This window comes from Corynebacterium sp. KPL1986 (assembly GCF_000477975.1).
In the GTDB taxonomy this organism is placed as follows: domain Bacteria; phylum Actinomycetota; class Actinomycetes; order Mycobacteriales; family Mycobacteriaceae; genus Corynebacterium; species Corynebacterium accolens.
Genome location: NZ_KI515719.1, coordinates 2,549,769 through 2,568,149 on the forward strand (window position 1 = coordinate 2,549,769; position 18,381 = coordinate 2,568,149).

Sequence of the window (18,381 nt, forward strand, 5' to 3'; positions counted from 1 at the left end):
CTAGGCCGCTGCTTTTCCCGTAGGGGGAGAGGCAGCGGCCTTTGTGCTGCCGCGCTAGTCCAGCGCGTGCAGGTAGAACCGGCGGATGAGCAGGCGGCGGGGGATATCGACAAGCGGGCGCAAGAAGGGCAGGAAGGGCTCGGAGGCGGCATCGATAAGCAGCAGCGTCCGCCCATCGCGCAGGCGCTCTAAGGTGAAGGTTTCCTCGCCGCGCTCGAGGTGTCCGGGCAAGGTGCCGTAGGTAAAGCCGCAGCGGCCATCGCCGGCGAAGGTCTCGACCACGCGGCAGCGGAAATCAAATGGGCCAAGGCCCATGGTGATTTCGGCGCCTTCTTGGACGACCGGGTGGCTGGGGCGCACGCGGAAGAGGCCGCTGCGCTGGATGCCCCAGCGAAAGAGCCGGTGGGCTGCGGTATCGAAATCGGCGTCGATGACCCGGCTCATGTGCAGCTGCGGGAATCCGGCGGTATCGGAATAAGAAAGTGGCTCTGGCATCTCAAGCGCCAGCGTTTATCTGTGGGGAGCTCATGGGGGTAAAGAATAGGGCATCGAAAAATTTTGGGGACGGATTGATCGCGGGATCACCCCCGAAACCTGAAAGAACGGTAACGGCTTGGAAACAGTCACAGGACTTAGCTGCTTTCACACGCGATTCATGTCAGGATTTAGCTAGCACGATCTTGACAACTGAAAGAAGGTACATTGATGCTTCGCATTCCGCACCTAAAGAAAGTCCTGGTGGGCTCGGCTTTCGCTGGTGCGTTTTTCTTGGGTTCCCCGGCAGCAGGAGCCCAAGAATTGCCCCAACCGGATATTGACTCGGCAGGGTTTATCAACCACGTGCGCGAGGGCCTCGCGGGCTTTGGTGTTGAGACCCCAGAGGTGGATAAGCAGGTCACCGATACCGTGGATTCCGCGCTGCAAAACGCCCGCGACACGGTGGCAAGTAACGTCCAGCAGGGGGCTCAGTATGCGGAGCCGGCCACCAACCCGAACCCCTTCGGGCTGCTGGAACAAGCCACCCAGGTAGAGCAAAAGCCCTTGGGCAATAACCCCAACTACCAGTGGAAAAATGATGGCTTTTCCAAGGTAGCTGCGGGAAAGCCTGACGCGGACTTTGTCCTGCACCGCGTGCCGGGTTCCCTTTTCGATGCCCCGCGCATCCCCGAAGAATCCGATGCCGCCATGAATCAGGGCAAGTCCCTGTATGGCCCCGGCACCCCTATCTACGTCAATGGTGAGACCATGTGCACCTTGAGCGTTGCCGGCAATGACGCCGCCGGCCGCAAGGTGGGCCTGACCGCGGGACACTGCGGTAATGAGGGCGATGCCATTACCTCGGCCGATTCTGATCACATTGGCCCGACGGGCACCATCGTGTCCAAGAACGCTGCATTGGATTATTCCGTGATCGAATTCGGCTCCAACGCTGAGGTCACCCGCACCTACAACGGGGTTACCGTCAACTCCTTGGGCGGGACTGTTAACCCCGGTGAGACCGTGTGCAAGCAGGGCGTTGCCACCGGCAAGACCTGCGGCATGACCTACCAGCAGGCGCAAAGCGTCCAGGTCAACCAGGTCTGCGCCATGATGGGCGATTCCGGCGCGCCGCTGCTTGCCGGTGACCGCCTCATTGGTTCTATCTCCGGCGGCTTCCTGCCGGTGAACTTCCCGTGCCGCACCCCGTTGCAGGGCCCAGTTCATAACCCCACCGCCGCTACCAACATGGATACCGTCCTGGCGGATATGAACCGCCGCGGTGGCGTTGGCGCAGGGTTCACCTTGCCTGAGGCTTAAGCGCGAAGAAGATAGCGCCCCGTTTGGCTTTGAGAGCCGCACGGGGCGCTTTTTCGTGTGCTATTTCTATAGTCATATAACGCGCATCCGCCCCGCCAAAGTGGGGGAAAGCCCAGGCTATCCTTGTTCGCAGCCAGCGGCCTAAACTAAACTGAGACTTACCTATTACCCACTTAGGGTTAGTCAATATCTGCTGTGAATGTCCCCCTTCTACAGCTAAGTTTGAACCGAGGTTCCCCATGCACAACCCTTTTTCCTCATCCCATCCCACCCCACCAGAATCTGGGTCCATGCGCGCGGATCAGGCACCCACCGATGCCGTGGTAGAACTGTCCGCTGAGTGCCTGCACAACGCGATCGAGACCCAACCGGCGCTGGCCGTGCGGCTGCGCGAGCTGGGCTTTCGGCCCGGCACCCGCGTGCAGATCGGCCGCACCGTCGCAGGTGGCGCGCGCGTGGTGAGCGTGGGCACGGCCCGCTATGCGGTGGATGCGCACACGCTGCGCCAACTCGAAGTCATTCCAGTGGAGGCATAAGCCATGGCACATAACTCCACGGCCCCAGCAAGCTGCCACAGTACCTCTAGTATGCGGATAGCGGCGGAAGGCACGCCCGTCCTGGCACTGGTGGGCGCGCCGAATTCCGGAAAATCCACACTCTTTAACGCATTGACCGGCGCGAAGGTCCAGACCGGCAACTGGCCGGGCACCTCGGTCGAGGTCAGCCGCGGGCTCTGGAATGCGCAGCCAGAGGCCTTCGACATCATCGACCTGCCCGGCGCCTATTCCCTAGACCCCATGAGCCCCGATGAGGCCTTTACTAAGCAGATGCTCATTGACTGCCCCGCAGATGAGCGCCCCGATGTCGTCGTGGTCCTCGTGGACGCAACGGCCTCGGCCCGCGGGCTCAACTTGGCGCTGCAAATCGCCGCCGAGCCATACCGTGTCGTCCTCGGCGTGACCAAGGAGGATATGGCCGAGCAGCAGGGCATTAGCATCGATACTGACGCGCTCTCCCGCGCTACCGGCATGCCAGTGGTCAGCGTCAATGGTCGGCGCCGGCGCAACCTCGACGGGTTGGAAAGCGCCGTGGCGCAGGTCATGCGCGCTGAGCCGACCATCATTCGCGAGGATTCTGGCCTGGACCAGCGCTTCGCGGATCTCGATGCCGCCGAAAAAGCTGCGGTCCACCGCGTGGAGGTGGGCGAGACCCTCACCCAACGCGTCGACCGCGTGGTGCTGCACCCGGTGGTGGGCCCACTGCTCTTCCTCGCGGTGATGTGGGCGGTCTTCTTCATCACCACCACGGTGGCAGGGCCCATGCAGGACGGGCTCGAGGACCTTATTACTGGTCCGGTCTCGGACGCGGCCCGCGCCGGGCTGGAAGCCATTGGCCTCGACCATTGGCTGATTACGGGCCTGCTTGTCGATGGCCTCATTGGCGGCGTCGGCATGGTCCTGACCTTCGCCCCGCTGCTGGCGCTGATGTTCTTGTGCCTCGCGGTGCTGGAGGATTCCGGCTACATGGCGCGCGCCGCGGTGGTCACCGATAGGGTCATGCGTTCGATTGGTCTGCCTGGCAAGGCCTTTATCCCCATCGTGGTGGGCTATGGCTGCAACGTGCCAGCGATTTCGGCCACACGCGTGCTTGGCGATGTCCGCCACCGCATCCTTACCTGCCTGCTCATCCCGTTTACCTCGTGCTCGGCGCGCCTTATCGTCTTTATGATGCTGGCGCAGGTCTTTTTCCCAGATCACGCCGGATCGGCCGTCTTTGGCATGTATGTCTTATCCATCGCCTTGGTGGTCGCCGTGGGCCTGGCTCTGCGCAAAACGGTCTGGCGCGCCATGCCGTCCGAGGCGCTCGTTATTGACCTGCCGTCGTATCAGCTGCCCACGTTCAAGCTATCGCTCTCGGTCATGTGGGTGCGCCTGAAGGGATTCCTGCACACTGCAGGCGGCATCATCGTGGCCACGGTGGTGGTCATTTGGCTGCTCATGTCCATCCCAGTTACCGGTGGGCATTCCTTTGACGAGGAAGCCGTCCCGCCGGAGGACTCGGCCTATGGAGCGGTATCCAAGGCGATTTCCCCGGCGTTTGCGCCGGCTGGCTTCGATTCGTGGTCCCTGACCGGCCCGCTGGTAACAGGTTTTGTGGCGAAGGAAACACTGATTTCCACCTGGGCACAGACCTACGCCGTCGATGATGTCACGGATGCGGATCCTGAGGAACAGGCCGAGTCTTCGCTGGCCGATCACATCCGCAGCGACTTCGACGCCGCCTCCGGCGGACACGGCCTGGCCGCGGTGTGGGCGTATATGGTCTTCCTCTTGGCCTATACGCCGTGCGTAGCCACGGTGGCCGCGCAGCGGCGCGAAATTGGCTGGAAGTGGACGCTCATCGGCTTTGTGCTGCAGCTCGTCACGGCTTGGGTTTTGGCCGTTGGCGTCTTCCAAGTGCTGAGGTTATTCCTATGAGCCCTACAGACAAAGTAAAAGAAGCGATCCGCGGCGGTCACTCCACGCCCGCGGATATCGCCCGGGCAACGGGATTAGGGCAGGGGACGGTGGAGGTTATCCTCGCCCACTTGGAACACAGCGCGCAGCTCGTGCGCGAATCGCTGTCCTCGTGCCCCACGGGTGGCTGCGGAAGTTGCTCGCACAGCGATGGTTGCTCCGGCGCCGAGGGCGGGCGCCGCGAACCGGTCCTATTGAAGCTTTCGGCCCGACCCTAATCCTGCAGCATCTGCAGCGCGGCCTTGTGCAGGCGGCCATTGGAGGCAATGGCCGATCCGCCGTGCGGCCCGGGATTGCCGGACAGATCCGTAAACGTGCCGCCGGCCTCGGTCACGAGCAGGGATGGGGCGGCGAGGTCCCAGAGGGAGACCTCCGGCTCGGTGGCGATATCGACGGCGCCTTCTGCCACGAGGCAATAGGACCAGAAATCGCCGTAGCCGCGCAGGCGCCACGTCTTATCCGTGAGGTTGAGGAACTTATCGCGCAACCCGCGCTCGGACCAGCCTGTCAGCGAGCTCATGGCCAGGGATGCATGCCCAAGCTTTTCGATCTGAGAGACGTGCAGGCGCTTCGGCTCGCCGCCAAAAACACGGTAGGCACCGGCGCCTTTCGCCGCGTACCAGCGCCGGCGCAGGGCAGGGGCAGAAACCACGGAGACGACCGGTTCGCCGTCCTCAAGCAGGGAAATAAGCGTGGCCCATACCGGCACGCCGCGCACGAAGTTCTTCGTACCATCGATGGGATCGATAACCCACTGGCGGCCTTCGTAGCAGGCCTGGCCGCCGAATTCTTCGCCCAAAACCTCATCGCGCGGGCGGGAGCGCTTCAGCGAATCGCGGATGTGCTTCTCGCAGTTCAGATCCGCATCCGAAACCGGGGTCAGGTCCGGCTTTTCCTTGACGGAAAGGTCGGTGGCCTCAAAGCGATGCATCGTGACCACATCGGCGTGACCGGCTAACTCGAGAGCGAGACCTAAGTCTTCTTTGAATTTACCCACGGAGCCATTCCTCCATTTGTTGAACTACCTGTTTATTTCCGGCCAAGCACCACTCGACGCCACCGGCTTCTACCTTGCGGGCGGCACCACCGGCGGCCTCAATGAGAGCCTTGCCGGGGAACCAATCCCAATCCGCTACCGAATGCTGCATCCATGCGCCCCACGTGCCTTCTGCCACGGAGGCCAAGTCCACCGAACCGGCACCAAGCATACGGACTGTAGCAAAGTTTTCGGCCACCCGCTGCCACGCGGCACGAATTTCTGGATCCGCCAGCGACGTTGGGTGTAGGTAGGACGAGAGAGAGATTTCTTCTGCCGGCTTATCCTGCAGCTTGGCAACGTCCTTGCCATCGAGCGAGGTGGGGTAGTCGCGCCCGCCAAACCAGGTATAGCCCATGGCGGGGCGGTGGACGGCGCCGAGGGCGACCCCGGAGGCATCGGTAAGCGCGAGCGCCGAGCACCAATAATCCGAGCCAGAGGTGAAATTGTAGGTGCCATCCACCGGATCGATGACCCAGTTGCGCCCAGACTGGGACTCGCGGGCGGTGCCTTCCTCGCCCACGAGACCATCCTCAGGGCGCACGGCCTCTAGCACGCCGGCGATAAAGCGCTCGGCGGCGCGGTCCGCATCCGTGACCACGTCAGAAATAGAGGTTTTCTGCTCAACCGAGACGCCCATCTCGCGCAAGCGCCAAGCCAAGCGTCCGGCGTTATACACAAGCGCCTGCGCCAAATGGGCATCCCCATCGTCTGCATGCGCGACAATAAACGTTTTGATGACCGCATCGATCATCTCCTGCAAGCTTGGCTTTTGATCCATGCACACCATTGTCGCCCTAAATTCAACCAATGGCTAATTCTGTGGGGTAGGTGGGTAAGATTGGGGCCTATGCGTCCCGAAGTAATTACACGGCTCAAGCAATTGGACACCACCCTGACCACCATTGAAAAGGTCATGGATCCGGAAGCCTTGGCTGCGCGCATTCGGGAGTTGGAAGCCCAAGCTGGGGATCCCTCGCTGTGGGATGACCCCGAGCACGCACAAAAGGTCACCTCTGAGCTGTCTTCAGCACAGGCAAAGGTCCGCAAACTGGAGTCCTTGCGCGGGCGCTTAGATGATATGCCGGTGATGTACGAGCTCGCGGAGGAAGAAGGTACCGTCTCCGTTGCCGATGAAGACCTTGCTGAGCTGGAAAGCGCCATCGAATCCCTCGAGGTAACAACCATGCTCTCCGGGGAATATGACCCGCGCGAGGCCGTGATCAATATCCGGTCGGGTGCCGGCGGGGTAGACGCGGCCGATTGGGCGGAGATGCTCATGCGCATGTACACCCGCTGGGCCGGAAAGCACGACCACAAGGTGGATATTTACGATATTTCCTATGCTGAGGAAGCCGGTATTAAATCCGCCACCTTCGTGGTGCATGGGGAATACATGTACGGCCAGCTTTCCGTGGAACAGGGCGCGCACCGCCTCGTGCGCCTTTCGCCCTTTGACAACCAGGGCCGGCGCCAAACCTCCTTTGCGGAGGTCGAGGTCCTTCCCGTGGTGGAGCAAACGGACCACATCGACGTGCCAGATAACGAGGTGCGCGTGGATGTGTACCGTTCCTCTGGCCCCGGTGGACAGTCCGTTAACACCACCGATTCCGCGGTGCGCCTGACCCATATCCCCACCGGCATCGTGGTCACCTGCCAGAATGAGAAGTCACAGATCCAAAATAAGGCTTCTGCCATGCGGGTGTTGCAGGCAAAGCTCTTGGAACGCAAGCGCCAGGAGGAGCGGGCGGAGCTCGATGCGCTCGGCGCCGGCGGCAATGCCTCTTGGGGCAACCAGATGCGCTCTTATGTTTTGCACCCGTACCAAATGGTCAAAGACCTGCGCACCAATTTTGAAATGGGCGATCCCTCCAAGGTACTCGACGGGGATATCGACGGCTTCTTGGAAGCCGGCATCCGCTGGCGCATGCAACAAGAGCGCGGCGAGGATTAACCTCAACCGCGCCCTGCAGGATTAAGCCGGGTAGTGCATCGGTGCGCCCGGTCCAAGTGGGATACCCAGCAGGTACCACACGATAAAGAAGATGAACCAGCCAACGATCATGGCGATGGAATACGGCAGCGCCAGCGACATCAGCGTGCCAACACCCGCCGGCTTGTAGTAGCGCTGCAGGAAGGTCAGTGCGAGGGCGAAGTACGGCGACATCGGTGTGATGATATTTGTCGGCGAGTCACCGATACGGAAGAGCATCTGGGAGACCTCGGGCGAGATGCCCACGTACATCATCATCGGGACGATCACCGGCGCCATCAGCGCCCACTGCGCGGAACCTGAGGTAATGAACAGGTTGAGGATTGCCACCATGGCCACGAGTGCGGCGAACATCAAGATGGGCGGCAGCGACCATGCCTGCAGCAGCTCAGAACCCTTAATCGCGGTCCAGACACCGAGGTTGGACCACTGGAACCACGCCAAGAACTGAGCGACGGCGAAAAAGAGCACCAGCATGGGGACCAAGGTCTTAATGCCTTTAGCCATGAAATCTGGCACGTCCGAGGCGGACTTCAGCGTGCCGGCGTAGATGCCGTAGACGATGCCGCAGACCAAAAAGGCCAGGGCAATAGGAACCGCAATCGCGCTAATCAGCGGCGATTCCATGAAGCTATCTTCCTGGCTAGCGAGCGGAGAGCCCGGGATAAAGAGCAGGGCGAAGAAACCAGCGAGGAAGATGAGCAGCGCGATGCCAGAGGCGGTCAAGCCCTTTTGTTCCTCCGGCTTTACCCGCAGCTCGTCTTCTTCTTCCTCGAAATCAACGTCGCCTTCTTCCGCGTCCTCGTCCGCCTCATTATCAGCGGCGCCGGCGGCCTGGGAGAAGGAGACTTCCTCGTAATTGATCTTGTCGTGGTTGACCAGGTCGCGGGCCTTTTTCACCATGAACCATTCCGTGACGGCGGTAATGATAAGCGATAGCACGATGGCGGATGGGATGACGAAAAAGATATTGGCCAGCGGGCTGACCTCATAAGCCTCATCCACAAACTGTGCGGCAGGAGTGGAAATACCGGCCAGCAGGAGGTCAGTGATGTTGAGGATCAGCGAGGCGTTGAAGCCCGCCGAGGATGCCGCAAAGGCCACCATGGCACCCACGATGGGGGAGCGGCCCACCGAGTGGAAGGCCATCGCGCCCAGCGGGATGAGGATGACATAAATGGCATCCGAAGCCACGGAACCGGTCACGCCGGCCAGGGCGACGATGAAGGTAAGGAACTTCGGGCTGACCTTGGTCACCATGGCGCGCACGAGCGCGGACAAGAGCCCAGACTGCTCGGCCACGGCCACACCCAGCATCACGGCGAGGATGACGCCCAGTGGCGGGAAGCTCGTGAAGTTCTCCACCGCGTCCGTGACCATGCGCGAGATATTCTCGGTGGTCAGGAGGGATTCAACCTCGATGGTATCGCCGGATTTAGGATCCTCGGCGCTCATGCCAATTAAGTGGCCAATCCATGAGGTAATGGCGACGATGATCGCGAGGATGACGAAGAGCCAGAAAGGATCGGGGAGTTTATTGCCAATCTTTTCTACGGTGCCTAAAAAGCCGCTTGCTTTCTCCGGTTTTTCTTTGGTTTTAGTCTCGGCCATAGTATCGGCACTTTCTGTCGATCGGGTCGGGCATCATTGCGTACCAGATTTTGTGTTCTAGACTACACTACTAAATAGCGTTCACAGGTCACTGTCAACTTTGGTTGCTACAGTGGCGGGGTGATTACTTTCAATAACGTGACTAAGGTGTATTCCGCCCAGTCCCGCCCCGCGCTCGATGGGGTGTCTTTTGAAATTGCGGACGGTGAGTTTGCGTTCCTCATCGGCCCTTCGGGGTCCGGAAAGTCCACTTTTCTTGAGCTCATGGTGCGCTATAGCAATGTGACCTCGGGCGATATTTACTTCGGTGACTTCCACGTCAATGAGTTGAAGGGCAAGGATATTAACGCCCTGCGCCAATCCATTGGCTACGTATTCCAAGATTTTCGGCTGCTTCCCAAGCTGAACGTGTACCAGAATGTGGCGTTTGCCCTGGAGGTCATCGGCAAGAGCAAGCACCGCATCTCCACCGCGGTGCCGCAGGTGCTGGAGATGGTGGGGCTGGAAAACCGCCACCATGCGATGCCGCACGAGCTTTCCGGCGGTGAGCAGCAGCGCGTTGCTATCGCCCGCGCCCTGGTCAATCGGCCGAAGCTGCTGCTTGCCGATGAACCCACGGGCAACCTCGATCCCGCCACCGCCGACGGGATCATGGACTTGCTGTTGCGCATCAACAAGCGTGGCACCACCGTAGTGATGTCCACGCACAATTCCCGCGCCGTGGATAAGGCGAAGAGGCGCGTGCTGGAATTGCGCGATGGCACGCTCGTTCGCGATGAACACAACGCCGCCTATTCGGCGCAGGAGGAGCAGGCATGAACCTAGGATTCATCTTCCGCGAGGCCACCAAGGGCTTGGGCCGCAACCTGACGATGACCATCGCGATGCTCATTACCACAGCCATTTCTGTCGGCGCCGTGGTTGCCGGCATCATGGTCACCAACCTCACCAAGGATACGAAGGATATCTACTTGGACCGCGTCGAGGTTATGGTGCAGCTCAACGAGGATATTTCAGCCACGGATCCAAACTGCTCCACTCCCGCATGCGCGGACTTAAAGGACCAGTTGGAATCCGATAGTTCCGTAGAGTCCGTGGAATTTCGCAACCGGGAGGCTTCCTACGAGCGCTTCCGTGAGCTCTTCCAGGACACGGATCCGGTGATGGTGGAACAAACCTCGCCGGATGCGCTGCCTGCAGCATTGCACGTGCGCCTCGTTGATCCGGAGGAAGCCTCCGCTATCGATGCCGTGCGGGATAACCCGGCGGTAGAAGAGGTCGTGGACCAGCAGGAAGAGGTGCGCGAGGCGGCAAGCAACCTCGATTCCATCCGCACCGCCACCTTCATCGTGGCCATCGTGATGTCCATTGCAGCCATCTTCTTGGTGGCCAATATGGTGCAAATCGCCGCCTTCCACCGCACCCGGGAGACCGAAATTATGCGCATGGTGGGCGCCTCGCGCTGGATGACGCAAGCGCCGTTCGTGGTAGAAGCGGTGCTCGCCTCCCTTATCGGTGTGGTCCTGGGCGGTGCCGGGCTGCTCGTGGCGAAGTCCCAAGTGATCGATCCTGCGCTGCAGGGCCTGTATGAATCGCAGTTGCTGGCACCGATGAAGTTAAGCGATCTGTGGATAGCACTGCCGCTGGTGGGGCTGCTCGCCTTGGCGGTTACCGCTGCCACCGCGCAGATTACCCTGCGTTCCTATGTCCGCCGCTAAGCCGTTTGCCGGGTGCGGTAAACGAGCAGTACACTGAGGCAATTATGGCTAAAAAGGGCAAGAAGAATAAGAAGGCGGCTTCCGGGGACGCCACGCTTGCGACCAACCGCCGGGCCCGGCACGACTATAAGATCCTCGAAGAATTCGAGTGCGGCATCGTCTTGCTCGGCACGGAGATCAAATCCCTCCGGGAAGGCAAGATCTCGCTTAATGATGCCTTCGCCACCATTGATAATGGCGAGGTGTACTTGCGGAATCTACACATTCCGGAGTATTCGATGGGGTCCTGGACCAACCACAGCCCGCGGCGCACCCGCAAGCTCTTGCTGCACCGCCGGGAGATCGACAAGCTCTACGGGCAGGTGCGCAACGGCAATAAAACCTTGGTGCCGCTCAAGGTGTACCTCAAAAATGGGTACGCGAAGTTGTCGCTGGCGCTCGCGCAGGGTAAGCAGGATTATGACAAGCGCGAAGACATCAAGCGGCGCGACCAGAACCGCGAAATCACCCGCGAGCTCGGCCGCCGCGTGAAGGGGATTAATGCTTAAAACGGTAAAGGTTCACGATGCAGTCAAGGGCGAGGACTCCATTTCCGGAACCGGCGTATTGGTAGACCGCCTGTGGCCGCGGGGCATCGCCAAGGCGGACCTGGACTATGACGAATGGTTTAAGGACGTGGCGCCCAGCCCCGAGCTGCGCAAGTGGTGGGGCCATGACGATGATTCCTTCCAGGAGTTTTCGCGCCGCTACCGCGCCGAGCTCGATGACCGCGAGTCCGAGGAACTCACCCGGTTGCTCTCCTTGGCAAAGGAGGGGGACCTCACCCTGCTCTTTGGTGCTGCCGACCGCGAGATTAACCACGCGGTGGTCTTAAAAGACTGGCTGGAAGAGCACTTGGAGAAATAAAAGCGTCTGCGGTAGTGTTGGAATAACCGTAGGGAATGATGCACTATCCCGTCCCTACAGTGCTATGGGGTTGATTTGGTTTCGACTTCGTACACTGCGCCAGGGGAAGCGTGCCGGTGAAGGCTATCGACCACCGTTTAAGCGTCGTAGCAAACAAATAAACGCAGAGAAGAACTCTCAGCGTGACTACGCCCTCGCTGCCTAATTACAGCGACGCGTGTCTGTCAGCCTAGGTTTCGTTCCTGACCTAGAATCTGGCATCGACTAAGGAACTTGCCGTCTGGCTGTGTCATCAGGACCAGATGGGACTCTTACTGGTGACTGGGCCCATCATCCGGTACGAGTTCGCCCGAACCGGAGGGCCGAGCAGAGATCATGTGCGAACTGCGCACGGAGAAGCCCTGGCAAGGTGACGAAGGACCCGGGTTCAAGTCCCGGCAGCTCCACCAAGAGCCCCAGCTAGATTCAGTTCTAGCTGGGGCTTTTCTCATAAAATCCATCCGCGCGGGGGTAGGGTAGGCGGGTATCGATTTGTCCTCGCAACAGGGGTTTTCTTTCGCAAATGCAGCGCGTTTCTATGGTCGGGACGATGCGCTTTAGGAAAGGTTACCCTCAACCTTGATTGGTTAGGGTGACTTAAGATAAGTTAATGGGGCATTTGTTTCTCGTCTATAAGGAAAGCACAATGAAGAAAATTCATCGCGCTCTTTTGTCTGTCGTAGCTGTCGCCTCCTTGGCACTTACCGCATGTAGCACTGCGGAAGAAGAGGACCAGGGTTCGAATAAGGGGACATCGGAAAGCGCACTGCAGATCGAAGATAATAATGGCACCCACGAGCTTGACGTACCGTTCGAGCGCGTCGCGGTAACGGATAACCGCGCCTTCGAAATCCTCGCGGACTGGGACCTCAATATCGTGGCTGCCCCGCTCGGCATTGTCCCAGATACCCTCTCGGACAAGATCAATGAAGACTCGATCGAGGCCAACCTGGGTATGCACCGCGAACCTGACCTGGAAGCACTGGTTGCCGCAGAGCCGGACATCGTCATCAACGGTCAGCGCTTCACCCAGCACCAGGCTGATATCGAGGCACTGATGGAAGATACCCCGGTCCTCGACTTCTCCCCGCGCGACGATAAGGACATGGCGGAAGAACTCATCCGCCAGACCGAAGCACTGGGCAAGATCTTCGACCACGAAGACGAAGCAAAGAAGCTCGTGGATGACTTCAATAAGGCGCTGGACCGTGCCAAGGACGCCTACGATCCTGAGAAAACCGTCATGGCGGTCAACACCACCGGTGGCGACATCAACTACATCGCCCCAGGTAAGGGCCGCTTCTTCGGGCCATTCTTTGACCTGCTGGGCATGAAGCCTTCCCTCGAGGTGGAAAACGCTAGCGATGACCACGAGGGCGATGACATCTCCGTCGAGGCAATCGCTGATTCCAACCCTGACTACATCCTCATCATGGACCGCGACGGTGCTATTGCCAAGGATGAAGCAGGCTACACCCCAGGTAAGAAGCTGGTAGAGGATTCCGCGGCACTCAAGAACGTGACTGCCGTTAAGGAAGGCAACATCGTTGCCGCTCCGCAGGATACCTACACCAATGAAAACATCATTACCTTCACGGAGACGCTCAACGCGATGGCAGACGCGTTTGAAAAGAACTAGCCACCACTAAAAACCGGAAACCGGAGGGATTTGTGCCCTCCGGTTTTCAGGTGCGTAAAGGATAGTTATGGAAACCACCACCCGCACAAAGGTCTGGGATTGGAAGCTGGGCCTCGGCGTACTCATCGTAGCCGCGTTGCTCGTTACTTCTCTGCTGACCGGACAGTACGACGTTTTTGGTGCCGATGATGGGGCCGCCATGTTCGGCATTACCCGCTTGCCGCGCACCATTGCCTTGGTGCTGGCCGGCGCGGCCATGGCTGTAAGCGGCCTGGTCATGCAGCTGCTTACCCAAAATCGCTTCGTCGAACCCTCTACCACCGGCACCACGGAGTGGGCCGGGCTGGGTCTTCTCGTCGTCATGGCCGTCGCACCCACTGCCTCGATCCTGACCAAGATGATAGGTGCGGTGGTCTTTTCCTTCCTGGGTACCGTCGTATTCTTCCTCTTCTTACGTCGAGTGACCCTGCGCTCCTCGCTCATCGTGCCGATCATCGGCATCATGCTGGGCGCCGTGGTCTCTGCGGTCTCGACGTTTTTCGCCTTGATGACGGATATGCTCCAGCAATTGGGAATCTGGTTCATGGGCTCATTTACCGCGGTGTACAAGGGTCAATACGAGGTTTTGTGGATCGTGCTCTTGGTGCTGGTGGCAGTGTATATCTACGCCGACCGCCTCACCGTCGTTGGCTTGGGCGAGGACGTGGCCACCAACGTTGGGCTGAACTATAACCGCATGTTGTTGCTTGGAACAGGGCTCATTGCCATTGCTACGGGCGTGGTCACCGTTGTCGTAGGATCTCTGCCATTCCTTGGGCTTATCGTGCCGAATATCGTCTCCATGGTGCGCGGCGATGACCTGCGCTCCAACGTTCCCTGGGTCTGCCTGCTGGGCATCGGCATCGTCACGGTGTGTGACCTGGTGGGGCGCGTCATCATCGCCCCATTCGAGATGCCGGTTTCGGTCATTCTTGGCGTCATTGGCGCCATCGTCTTCATCATCATGATTGTGAGGTCGACCCGTGCGAACTAAGATGTCCGCCCCACCCAAGAAGTACTGGATCACGCTGGTCTGCGTATGGGGCTTAGCTGCGGCTTTGGCTTTTGCCTACCTGGCCTATGGCAACCCGATGGACTTTGGCACCCGCAAGTTTTGGCTCATCGCCCAGCGCCGCGCCGATGCCCTCATCGCCATGGCGATCGTCGCTGTGTGCCAAGCCATGGCCACGGTGTCTTTTCATACCGTGACGAATAACCGCATCTTGACGCCGTCCATCATGGGCTTTGAGTCCCTCTACGTTGCCATCAATACCGCGACCATTTTCTTCCTGGGTGCTAGTGGGCTTAACGATGCCCGCACCGTGCCCACCTTCCTGATGCAAATGGCCGTCATGGTGGGACTTTCCCTGGTGCTCTATTCGTGGCTGCTGACCAATAGGAAGCAGAATATGCACGCCATGCTGCTAGTCGGCGTGGTCATCGGCGGTGGCCTGGGCTCGCTATCGACCTTTATGCAACGCATGCTTACCCCCAGCGAGTTCGACATCCTGACCGCGCGCCTGTTTGGCTCCGTCAATAACGCCGAATCCGAGTACTATCCCATCGCCATTCCCATCGTGGCCATCGCCACCACGCTTTTGGTACTCAATGCGCGCAAGCTCAACGTGATTTCCTTGGGCGCCGATGTCAGTACCAACCTGGGCGTGAACCATAAAGTGCATGCGATCTACACGCTGATTTTGGTCTCGTTGTTGATGGCGACGACGACCGCGCTGGTAGGGCCCATGACCTTCTTGGGCTTTTTGGTGGCGACGCTGGCCTATCAATTCGCCGATACCTACGATCACCGCTATATCTTTCCGATGGCGGTGGGGCTAGCATTCTTCGTGCTCATTGCGGCGTACTTCCTCATGCAGCACGTATTTTCCGCCCAAGGTGTGGTGTCCATCATCATTGAGCTGGTAGGTGGCTCCGTGTTCCTCTTTGTCATTATGCGAAAGGGCCGACTGTGATCGAATTAAAGAACGTTTCTAAAACCTATTCCGCCGAGACCGCTATTGGTCCACTCAACCTGACCATCCCACAGGGAGGCATCACCGCGCTGGTGGGGCCGAATGGTGCGGGTAAGTCCACGATGCTCACCATGATCGGGCGCCTGCTCGACATGGATGAAGGCAGCATCGAAATCGCCGGCTATGACATCCAATCCAGCAAGTCCGCCGATTTGGCAAAGATCGTGTCTATTCTGCGGCAGGAAAATCACTTCGTCACGAAACTGACCGTGCGCCAGCTTGTGGGCTTTGGCCGCTTCCCCTATACCAAGGGGCGGCTCAATAAACACGATGAAGAGGTCATTTCTAAGTACATCCAATTCCTGCATTTGGAAGAATTGCAGCACCGCTATCTTGACCAGCTATCCGGGGGTCAGCGCCAGCGCGCGTACGTAGCCATGGTGCTGTGCCAAGAAACTGATTACGTGCTGCTGGATGAGCCCCTGAATAACTTGGACATCTCGCACTCGGTGGACATGATGCGCCACCTGCGCGAGGCTGCCCAGGAGCTGGGCCGCACAGTCATCGTGGTTCTGCATGACATCAACTTTGCCGCGCGCTACGCGGACTATATCTGCGCCTGCAAGGACGGGCAGATCGTCGAATACGGCCCGGCGGAGGAGATTATGCGCGACGATATCCTGACGCCCATCTTCAATACTCCGGTGCGCGTTATCGATGGGCCCGATGGAAAGATCGCGTGCTATCACTAAAAAGCAACGTTGGCCTGCGAGTTTGCGTTGTGTAGTGGGGTAGTATAAATTTTAGCGAGTCGCCGAGAGGTAGCCGGTTGGTTACTTGTTTGTGACTTTTTGTACTGGCTTGGCTCGGGGATTTGACTTGGTTCAGGTTGTTGGGTAAGTTAGTACGAGCCGCCGATGAGAGGTTAACGTTTGGTTAATTTTCTTGTGGTGTGTGGATGTTGTTTGAGAACTCAATAGTGTGCCAATGTACTTATTTTTATTTTTGTGTGCATGGTTGTGTGTTGATTGGTCTGTTGGCCGGCGAACCTAATGGTGGTTTGTTGGTTGGTGTGTGCCGGTAAGGTGTTGGAATACGCATCTTTTTGAATACTGTTTAGTGTTTCGGCTGCATTGATGGATTGGTTGGCATGTGATTGTGTTCAACTTTTTGTCTCCCTTTTTGTGCCCCGTCGGGTTGGGGAGGCAGTTTATTTTTTCTTTGTAGTAATTTTTGGACGCCAGCATGGGCCTGCTTTTGTGGGTTTGTGGTGGTTTGTTCTTTTGGTTAGGTTTGGGCTTTTCACGGCCTTTTCAGTGTTGTGCTGAAATTCTTTTTGTGGAGAGTTTGATCCTGGCTCAGGACGAACGCTGGCGGCGTGCTTAACACATGCAAGTCGAACGGAAAGGCCCTGCTTGCAGGGTACTCGAGTGGCGAACGGGTGAGTAACACGTGGGTGATCTGCCCTGCACTTCGGGATAAGCTTGGGAAACTGGGTCTAATACCGGATAGGAACCATCTTTAGTGTGGTGGTTGGAAAGTTTTTTCGGTGTAGGATGAGCTCGCGGCCTATCAGCTTGTTGGTGGGGTAATGGCCTACCAAGGCGGCGACGGGTAGCCGGCCTGAGAGGGTGTACGGCCACATTGGGACTGAGATACGGCCCAGACTCCTACGGGAGGCAGCAGTGGGGAATATTGCACAATGGGCGCAAGCCTGATGCAGCGACGCCGCGTGGGGGATGAAGGCCTTCGGGTTGTAAACTCCTTTCGCTAGGGACGAAGCTTTTTGTGACGGTACCTAGATAAGAAGCACCGGCTAACTACGTGCCAGCAGCCGCGGTAATACGTAGGGTGCGAGCGTTGTCCGGAATTACTGGGCGTAAAGGGCTCGTAGGTGGTTTGTCGCGTCGTCTGTGAAATTCTGGGGCTTAACTCCGGGCGTGCAGGCGATACGGGCATAACTTGAGTGCTGTAGGGGTAACTGGAATTCCTGGTGTAGCGGTGAAATGCGCAGATATCAGGAGGAACACCGATGGCGAAGGCAGGTTACTGGGCAGTTACTGACGCTGAGGAGCGAAAGCATGGGTAGCGAACAGGATTAGATACCCTGGTAGTCCATGCCGTAAACGGTGGGCGCTAGGTGTGAGGGTCTTTCTACGACTTTCGTGCCGTAGCTAACGCATTAAGCGCCCCGCCTGGGGAGTACGGCCGCAAGGCTAAAACTCAAAGGAATTGACGGGGGCCCGCACAAGCGGCGGAGCATGTGGATTAATTCGATGCAACGCGAAGAACCTTACCTGGGCTTGACATACACCAGATTGGGCTAGAGATAGTTCGTCCCTTTGTGGTTGGTGTACAGGTGGTGCATGGTTGTCGTCAGCTCGTGTCGTGAGATGTTGGGTTAAGTCCCGCAACGAGCGCAACCCTTGTCTTATGTTGCCAGCATTTGGTTGGGGACTCATGAGAGACTGCCGGGGTTAACTCGGAGGAAGGTGGGGATGACGTCAAATCATCATGCCCCTTATGTCCAGGGCTTCACACATGCTACAATGGTCGGTACAACGCGCTGCGACACTGTGAGGTGGAGCGAATCGCTGAAAGCCGGCCTTAGTTCGGATTGGGGTCTGCAACTCGACCCCATGAAGTCGGAGTCGCTAGTAATCGCAGATCAGCAATGCTGCGGTGAATACGTTCCCGGGCCTTGTACACACCGCCCGTCACGTCATGAAAGTTGGTAACACCCGAAGCCGGTGGCCTAAACGTGTTAGGGAGCCGTCGAAGGTGGGATCGGCGATTGGGACGAAGTCGTAACAAGGTACCCGTACCGGAAGGTGCGGGTGGATCACCTCCTTTCTAAGGAGCTTTTACTAGGCTGCAGTTGCAGCTAGGACCCATTGTTTGTGGGTTGCCCACAGTGTTGTGTGGGTTGGTGGTTGAGTAGGCGAGTGTTCTGCTGCCACCGTTGTGTGGAAATTCCGGGTAGGACATACACCTTAATCGACAGGACTAAGTGTTTGAATGGTGCTTTGTGACATGCGTAAAAGTGTCCATGTATACGAAAATGAGTGTTGATTGTACGTTGGTGCATTGTTGGGTGTCTGGGGCATTATCCCC

17 protein-coding genes, 1 rRNA gene and 1 other RNA gene are annotated in these 18,381 nt (G+C 58.5%); 15 read left to right on the top strand and 4 right to left on the bottom strand.

The genetic code is table 11. From position 1 onward, the window contains the following. Positions 1-54: 54 nt before the first annotated feature. Positions 55-495 (bottom strand): DUF1990 family protein, encoded by a 441-nt coding sequence (locus HMPREF1287_RS11800; RefSeq protein WP_023016938.1) that lies wholly within the window; start codon positions 493-495, stop codon positions 55-57. 210 nt (positions 496-705) lie between these two features. On the opposite strand from HMPREF1287_RS11800, the gene HMPREF1287_RS11805 reads away from it, so the two are divergent. The 4 genes from HMPREF1287_RS11805 (at position 706) to HMPREF1287_RS12370 (ending at position 4,531) form a co-directional block, all read left to right on the top strand. Continuing rightward, entirely contained in the window at positions 706-1,797 is a 1,092-nt protein-coding gene (locus HMPREF1287_RS11805) for a S1 family peptidase (protein WP_023016939.1), read from the top strand. A 239-nt stretch (positions 1,798-2,036) separates the two neighbouring features. Next, positions 2,037-2,333 (top strand): FeoA family protein, encoded by a 297-nt coding sequence (locus HMPREF1287_RS12365; protein ID WP_005281834.1) that lies wholly within the window; start codon positions 2,037-2,039, stop codon positions 2,331-2,333. A gap of 3 nt (positions 2,334-2,336) precedes the next feature. Continuing rightward, positions 2,337-4,274, top strand: coding sequence for a ferrous iron transport protein B (feoB, locus tag HMPREF1287_RS11815; RefSeq protein WP_023016940.1), 1,938 nt, complete (start codon positions 2,337-2,339; stop codon positions 4,272-4,274). After that, positions 4,271-4,531, top strand: coding sequence for a hypothetical protein (locus tag HMPREF1287_RS12370; protein ID WP_023016941.1), 261 nt, complete (start codon positions 4,271-4,273; stop codon positions 4,529-4,531). The genes feoB and HMPREF1287_RS12370 overlap by 4 nt, the downstream gene beginning before the upstream one ends. Here the strand turns inward: HMPREF1287_RS12370 and hisN are convergent. Further along, entirely contained in the window at positions 4,528-5,310 is a 783-nt protein-coding gene (hisN, locus tag HMPREF1287_RS11820; protein WP_023016942.1) for a histidinol-phosphatase, read from the bottom strand. The two genes, HMPREF1287_RS12370 and hisN, sit on opposite strands and share 4 nt — an antisense overlap. Beyond that, positions 5,303-6,139, bottom strand: a complete 837-nt coding sequence (locus tag HMPREF1287_RS11825; RefSeq protein ID WP_005281837.1) for an inositol monophosphatase family protein — start codon at positions 6,137-6,139, stop codon at positions 5,303-5,305. Before HMPREF1287_RS11825 ends, hisN begins: the two co-directional genes overlap by 8 nt. Positions 6,140-6,199: 60 nt before the next feature. On the opposite strand from HMPREF1287_RS11825, the gene prfB reads away from it, so the two are divergent. Next, a complete protein-coding gene (gene prfB, locus HMPREF1287_RS11830; protein WP_005277601.1) occupies positions 6,200-7,303 on the top strand; it encodes a peptide chain release factor 2 in 1,104 nt (367 codons plus the stop codon). A 21-nt stretch (positions 7,304-7,324) separates the two neighbouring features. On the opposite strand, the gene HMPREF1287_RS11835 is transcribed toward prfB, so the two are convergent. Then, a complete protein-coding gene (locus tag HMPREF1287_RS11835; RefSeq protein ID WP_023016943.1) occupies positions 7,325-8,953 on the bottom strand; it encodes an AbgT family transporter in 1,629 nt (542 codons plus the stop codon). Between the two features lie 120 nt (positions 8,954-9,073). On the opposite strand from HMPREF1287_RS11835, the gene ftsE reads away from it, so the two are divergent. The 10 genes from ftsE (at position 9,074) to HMPREF1287_RS11880 (ending at position 18,120) form a co-directional block, all read left to right on the top strand. After that, positions 9,074-9,772 (top strand): cell division ATP-binding protein FtsE, encoded by a 699-nt coding sequence (gene ftsE / locus HMPREF1287_RS11840; RefSeq protein WP_023016944.1) that lies wholly within the window; start codon positions 9,074-9,076, stop codon positions 9,770-9,772. Next, on the top strand, positions 9,769-10,671 hold the full coding sequence (gene ftsX, locus HMPREF1287_RS11845; protein ID WP_005277606.1) for a permease-like cell division protein FtsX: 903 nt from the start codon (positions 9,769-9,771) through the stop codon (positions 10,669-10,671). Before ftsE ends, ftsX begins: the two co-directional genes overlap by 4 nt. A gap of 44 nt (positions 10,672-10,715) precedes the next feature. Beyond that, complete coding sequence (gene smpB / locus HMPREF1287_RS11850) at positions 10,716-11,219, top strand: SsrA-binding protein SmpB (RefSeq protein WP_023016945.1); 504 nt, start codon at positions 10,716-10,718, stop codon at positions 11,217-11,219. Then, entirely contained in the window at positions 11,212-11,577 is a 366-nt protein-coding gene (locus HMPREF1287_RS11855; protein WP_005277610.1) for a DUF488 domain-containing protein, read from the top strand. Before smpB ends, HMPREF1287_RS11855 begins: the two co-directional genes overlap by 8 nt. A gap of 66 nt (positions 11,578-11,643) precedes the next feature. Beyond that, positions 11,644-12,026, top strand: a transfer-messenger RNA (tmRNA) gene (ssrA, locus tag HMPREF1287_RS12375). A 236-nt stretch (positions 12,027-12,262) separates the two neighbouring features. Then, positions 12,263-13,255, top strand: a complete 993-nt coding sequence (locus HMPREF1287_RS11860; RefSeq protein WP_023016946.1) for a siderophore ABC transporter substrate-binding protein — start codon at positions 12,263-12,265, stop codon at positions 13,253-13,255. Between the two features lie 67 nt (positions 13,256-13,322). Beyond that, the gene (locus tag HMPREF1287_RS11865; RefSeq protein WP_023016947.1) at positions 13,323-14,288 is read left to right on the top strand and encodes an ABC transporter permease; all 966 of its coding nucleotides are present in this window, start codon (positions 13,323-13,325) and stop codon (positions 14,286-14,288) included. Position 14,289: 1 nt separating this feature from the next. Beyond that, positions 14,290-15,267, top strand: a complete 978-nt coding sequence (locus tag HMPREF1287_RS11870) for an iron chelate uptake ABC transporter family permease subunit (protein WP_034653509.1) — start codon at positions 14,290-14,292, stop codon at positions 15,265-15,267. After that, positions 15,264-16,019, top strand: coding sequence for an ABC transporter ATP-binding protein (locus HMPREF1287_RS11875; RefSeq protein ID WP_023016949.1), 756 nt, complete (start codon positions 15,264-15,266; stop codon positions 16,017-16,019). Before HMPREF1287_RS11870 ends, HMPREF1287_RS11875 begins: the two co-directional genes overlap by 4 nt. A gap of 583 nt (positions 16,020-16,602) precedes the next feature. Continuing rightward, a 16S ribosomal RNA gene (locus HMPREF1287_RS11880) occupies positions 16,603-18,120 on the top strand. Positions 18,121-18,381 lie beyond the last annotated feature (261 nt).

Excerpts from the sequence above, each read along its gene's own strand:
- HMPREF1287_RS11870 (WP_034653509.1), top strand. The coding sequence starts at position 14,290 with ATGTCCGCCCCACCCAAGAAGTACTGGATCACGCTGGTCTGCGTATGG.
- HMPREF1287_RS11865 (WP_023016947.1), top strand. The coding sequence starts at position 13,323 with ATGGAAACCACCACCCGCACAAAGGTCTGGGATTGGAAGCTGGGCCTC.
- feoB (WP_023016940.1), top strand. The coding sequence starts at position 2,337 with ATGGCACATAACTCCACGGCCCCAGCAAGCTGCCACAGTACCTCTAGT.
- HMPREF1287_RS12365 (WP_005281834.1), top strand. The coding sequence starts at position 2,037 with ATGCACAACCCTTTTTCCTCATCCCATCCCACCCCACCAGAATCTGGG.
- smpB (WP_023016945.1), top strand. The coding sequence starts at position 10,716 with ATGGCTAAAAAGGGCAAGAAGAATAAGAAGGCGGCTTCCGGGGACGCC.
- HMPREF1287_RS11805 (WP_023016939.1), top strand. The coding sequence starts at position 706 with ATGCTTCGCATTCCGCACCTAAAGAAAGTCCTGGTGGGCTCGGCTTTC.
- prfB (WP_005277601.1), top strand. The coding sequence starts at position 6,200 with ATGCGTCCCGAAGTAATTACACGGCTCAAGCAATTGGACACCACCCTG.
- HMPREF1287_RS11855 (WP_005277610.1), top strand. The coding sequence starts at position 11,212 with ATGCTTAAAACGGTAAAGGTTCACGATGCAGTCAAGGGCGAGGACTCC.
- HMPREF1287_RS11835 (WP_023016943.1), bottom strand. The coding sequence starts at position 8,953 with ATGGCCGAGACTAAAACCAAAGAAAAACCGGAGAAAGCAAGCGGCTTT.
- ftsX (WP_005277606.1), top strand. The coding sequence starts at position 9,769 with ATGAACCTAGGATTCATCTTCCGCGAGGCCACCAAGGGCTTGGGCCGC.
- HMPREF1287_RS11800 (WP_023016938.1), bottom strand. The coding sequence starts at position 495 with ATGCCAGAGCCACTTTCTTATTCCGATACCGCCGGATTCCCGCAGCTG.
- HMPREF1287_RS11825 (WP_005281837.1), bottom strand. The coding sequence starts at position 6,139 with ATGGTGTGCATGGATCAAAAGCCAAGCTTGCAGGAGATGATCGATGCG.
- HMPREF1287_RS11860 (WP_023016946.1), top strand. The coding sequence starts at position 12,263 with ATGAAGAAAATTCATCGCGCTCTTTTGTCTGTCGTAGCTGTCGCCTCC.
- HMPREF1287_RS12370 (WP_023016941.1), top strand. The coding sequence starts at position 4,271 with ATGAGCCCTACAGACAAAGTAAAAGAAGCGATCCGCGGCGGTCACTCC.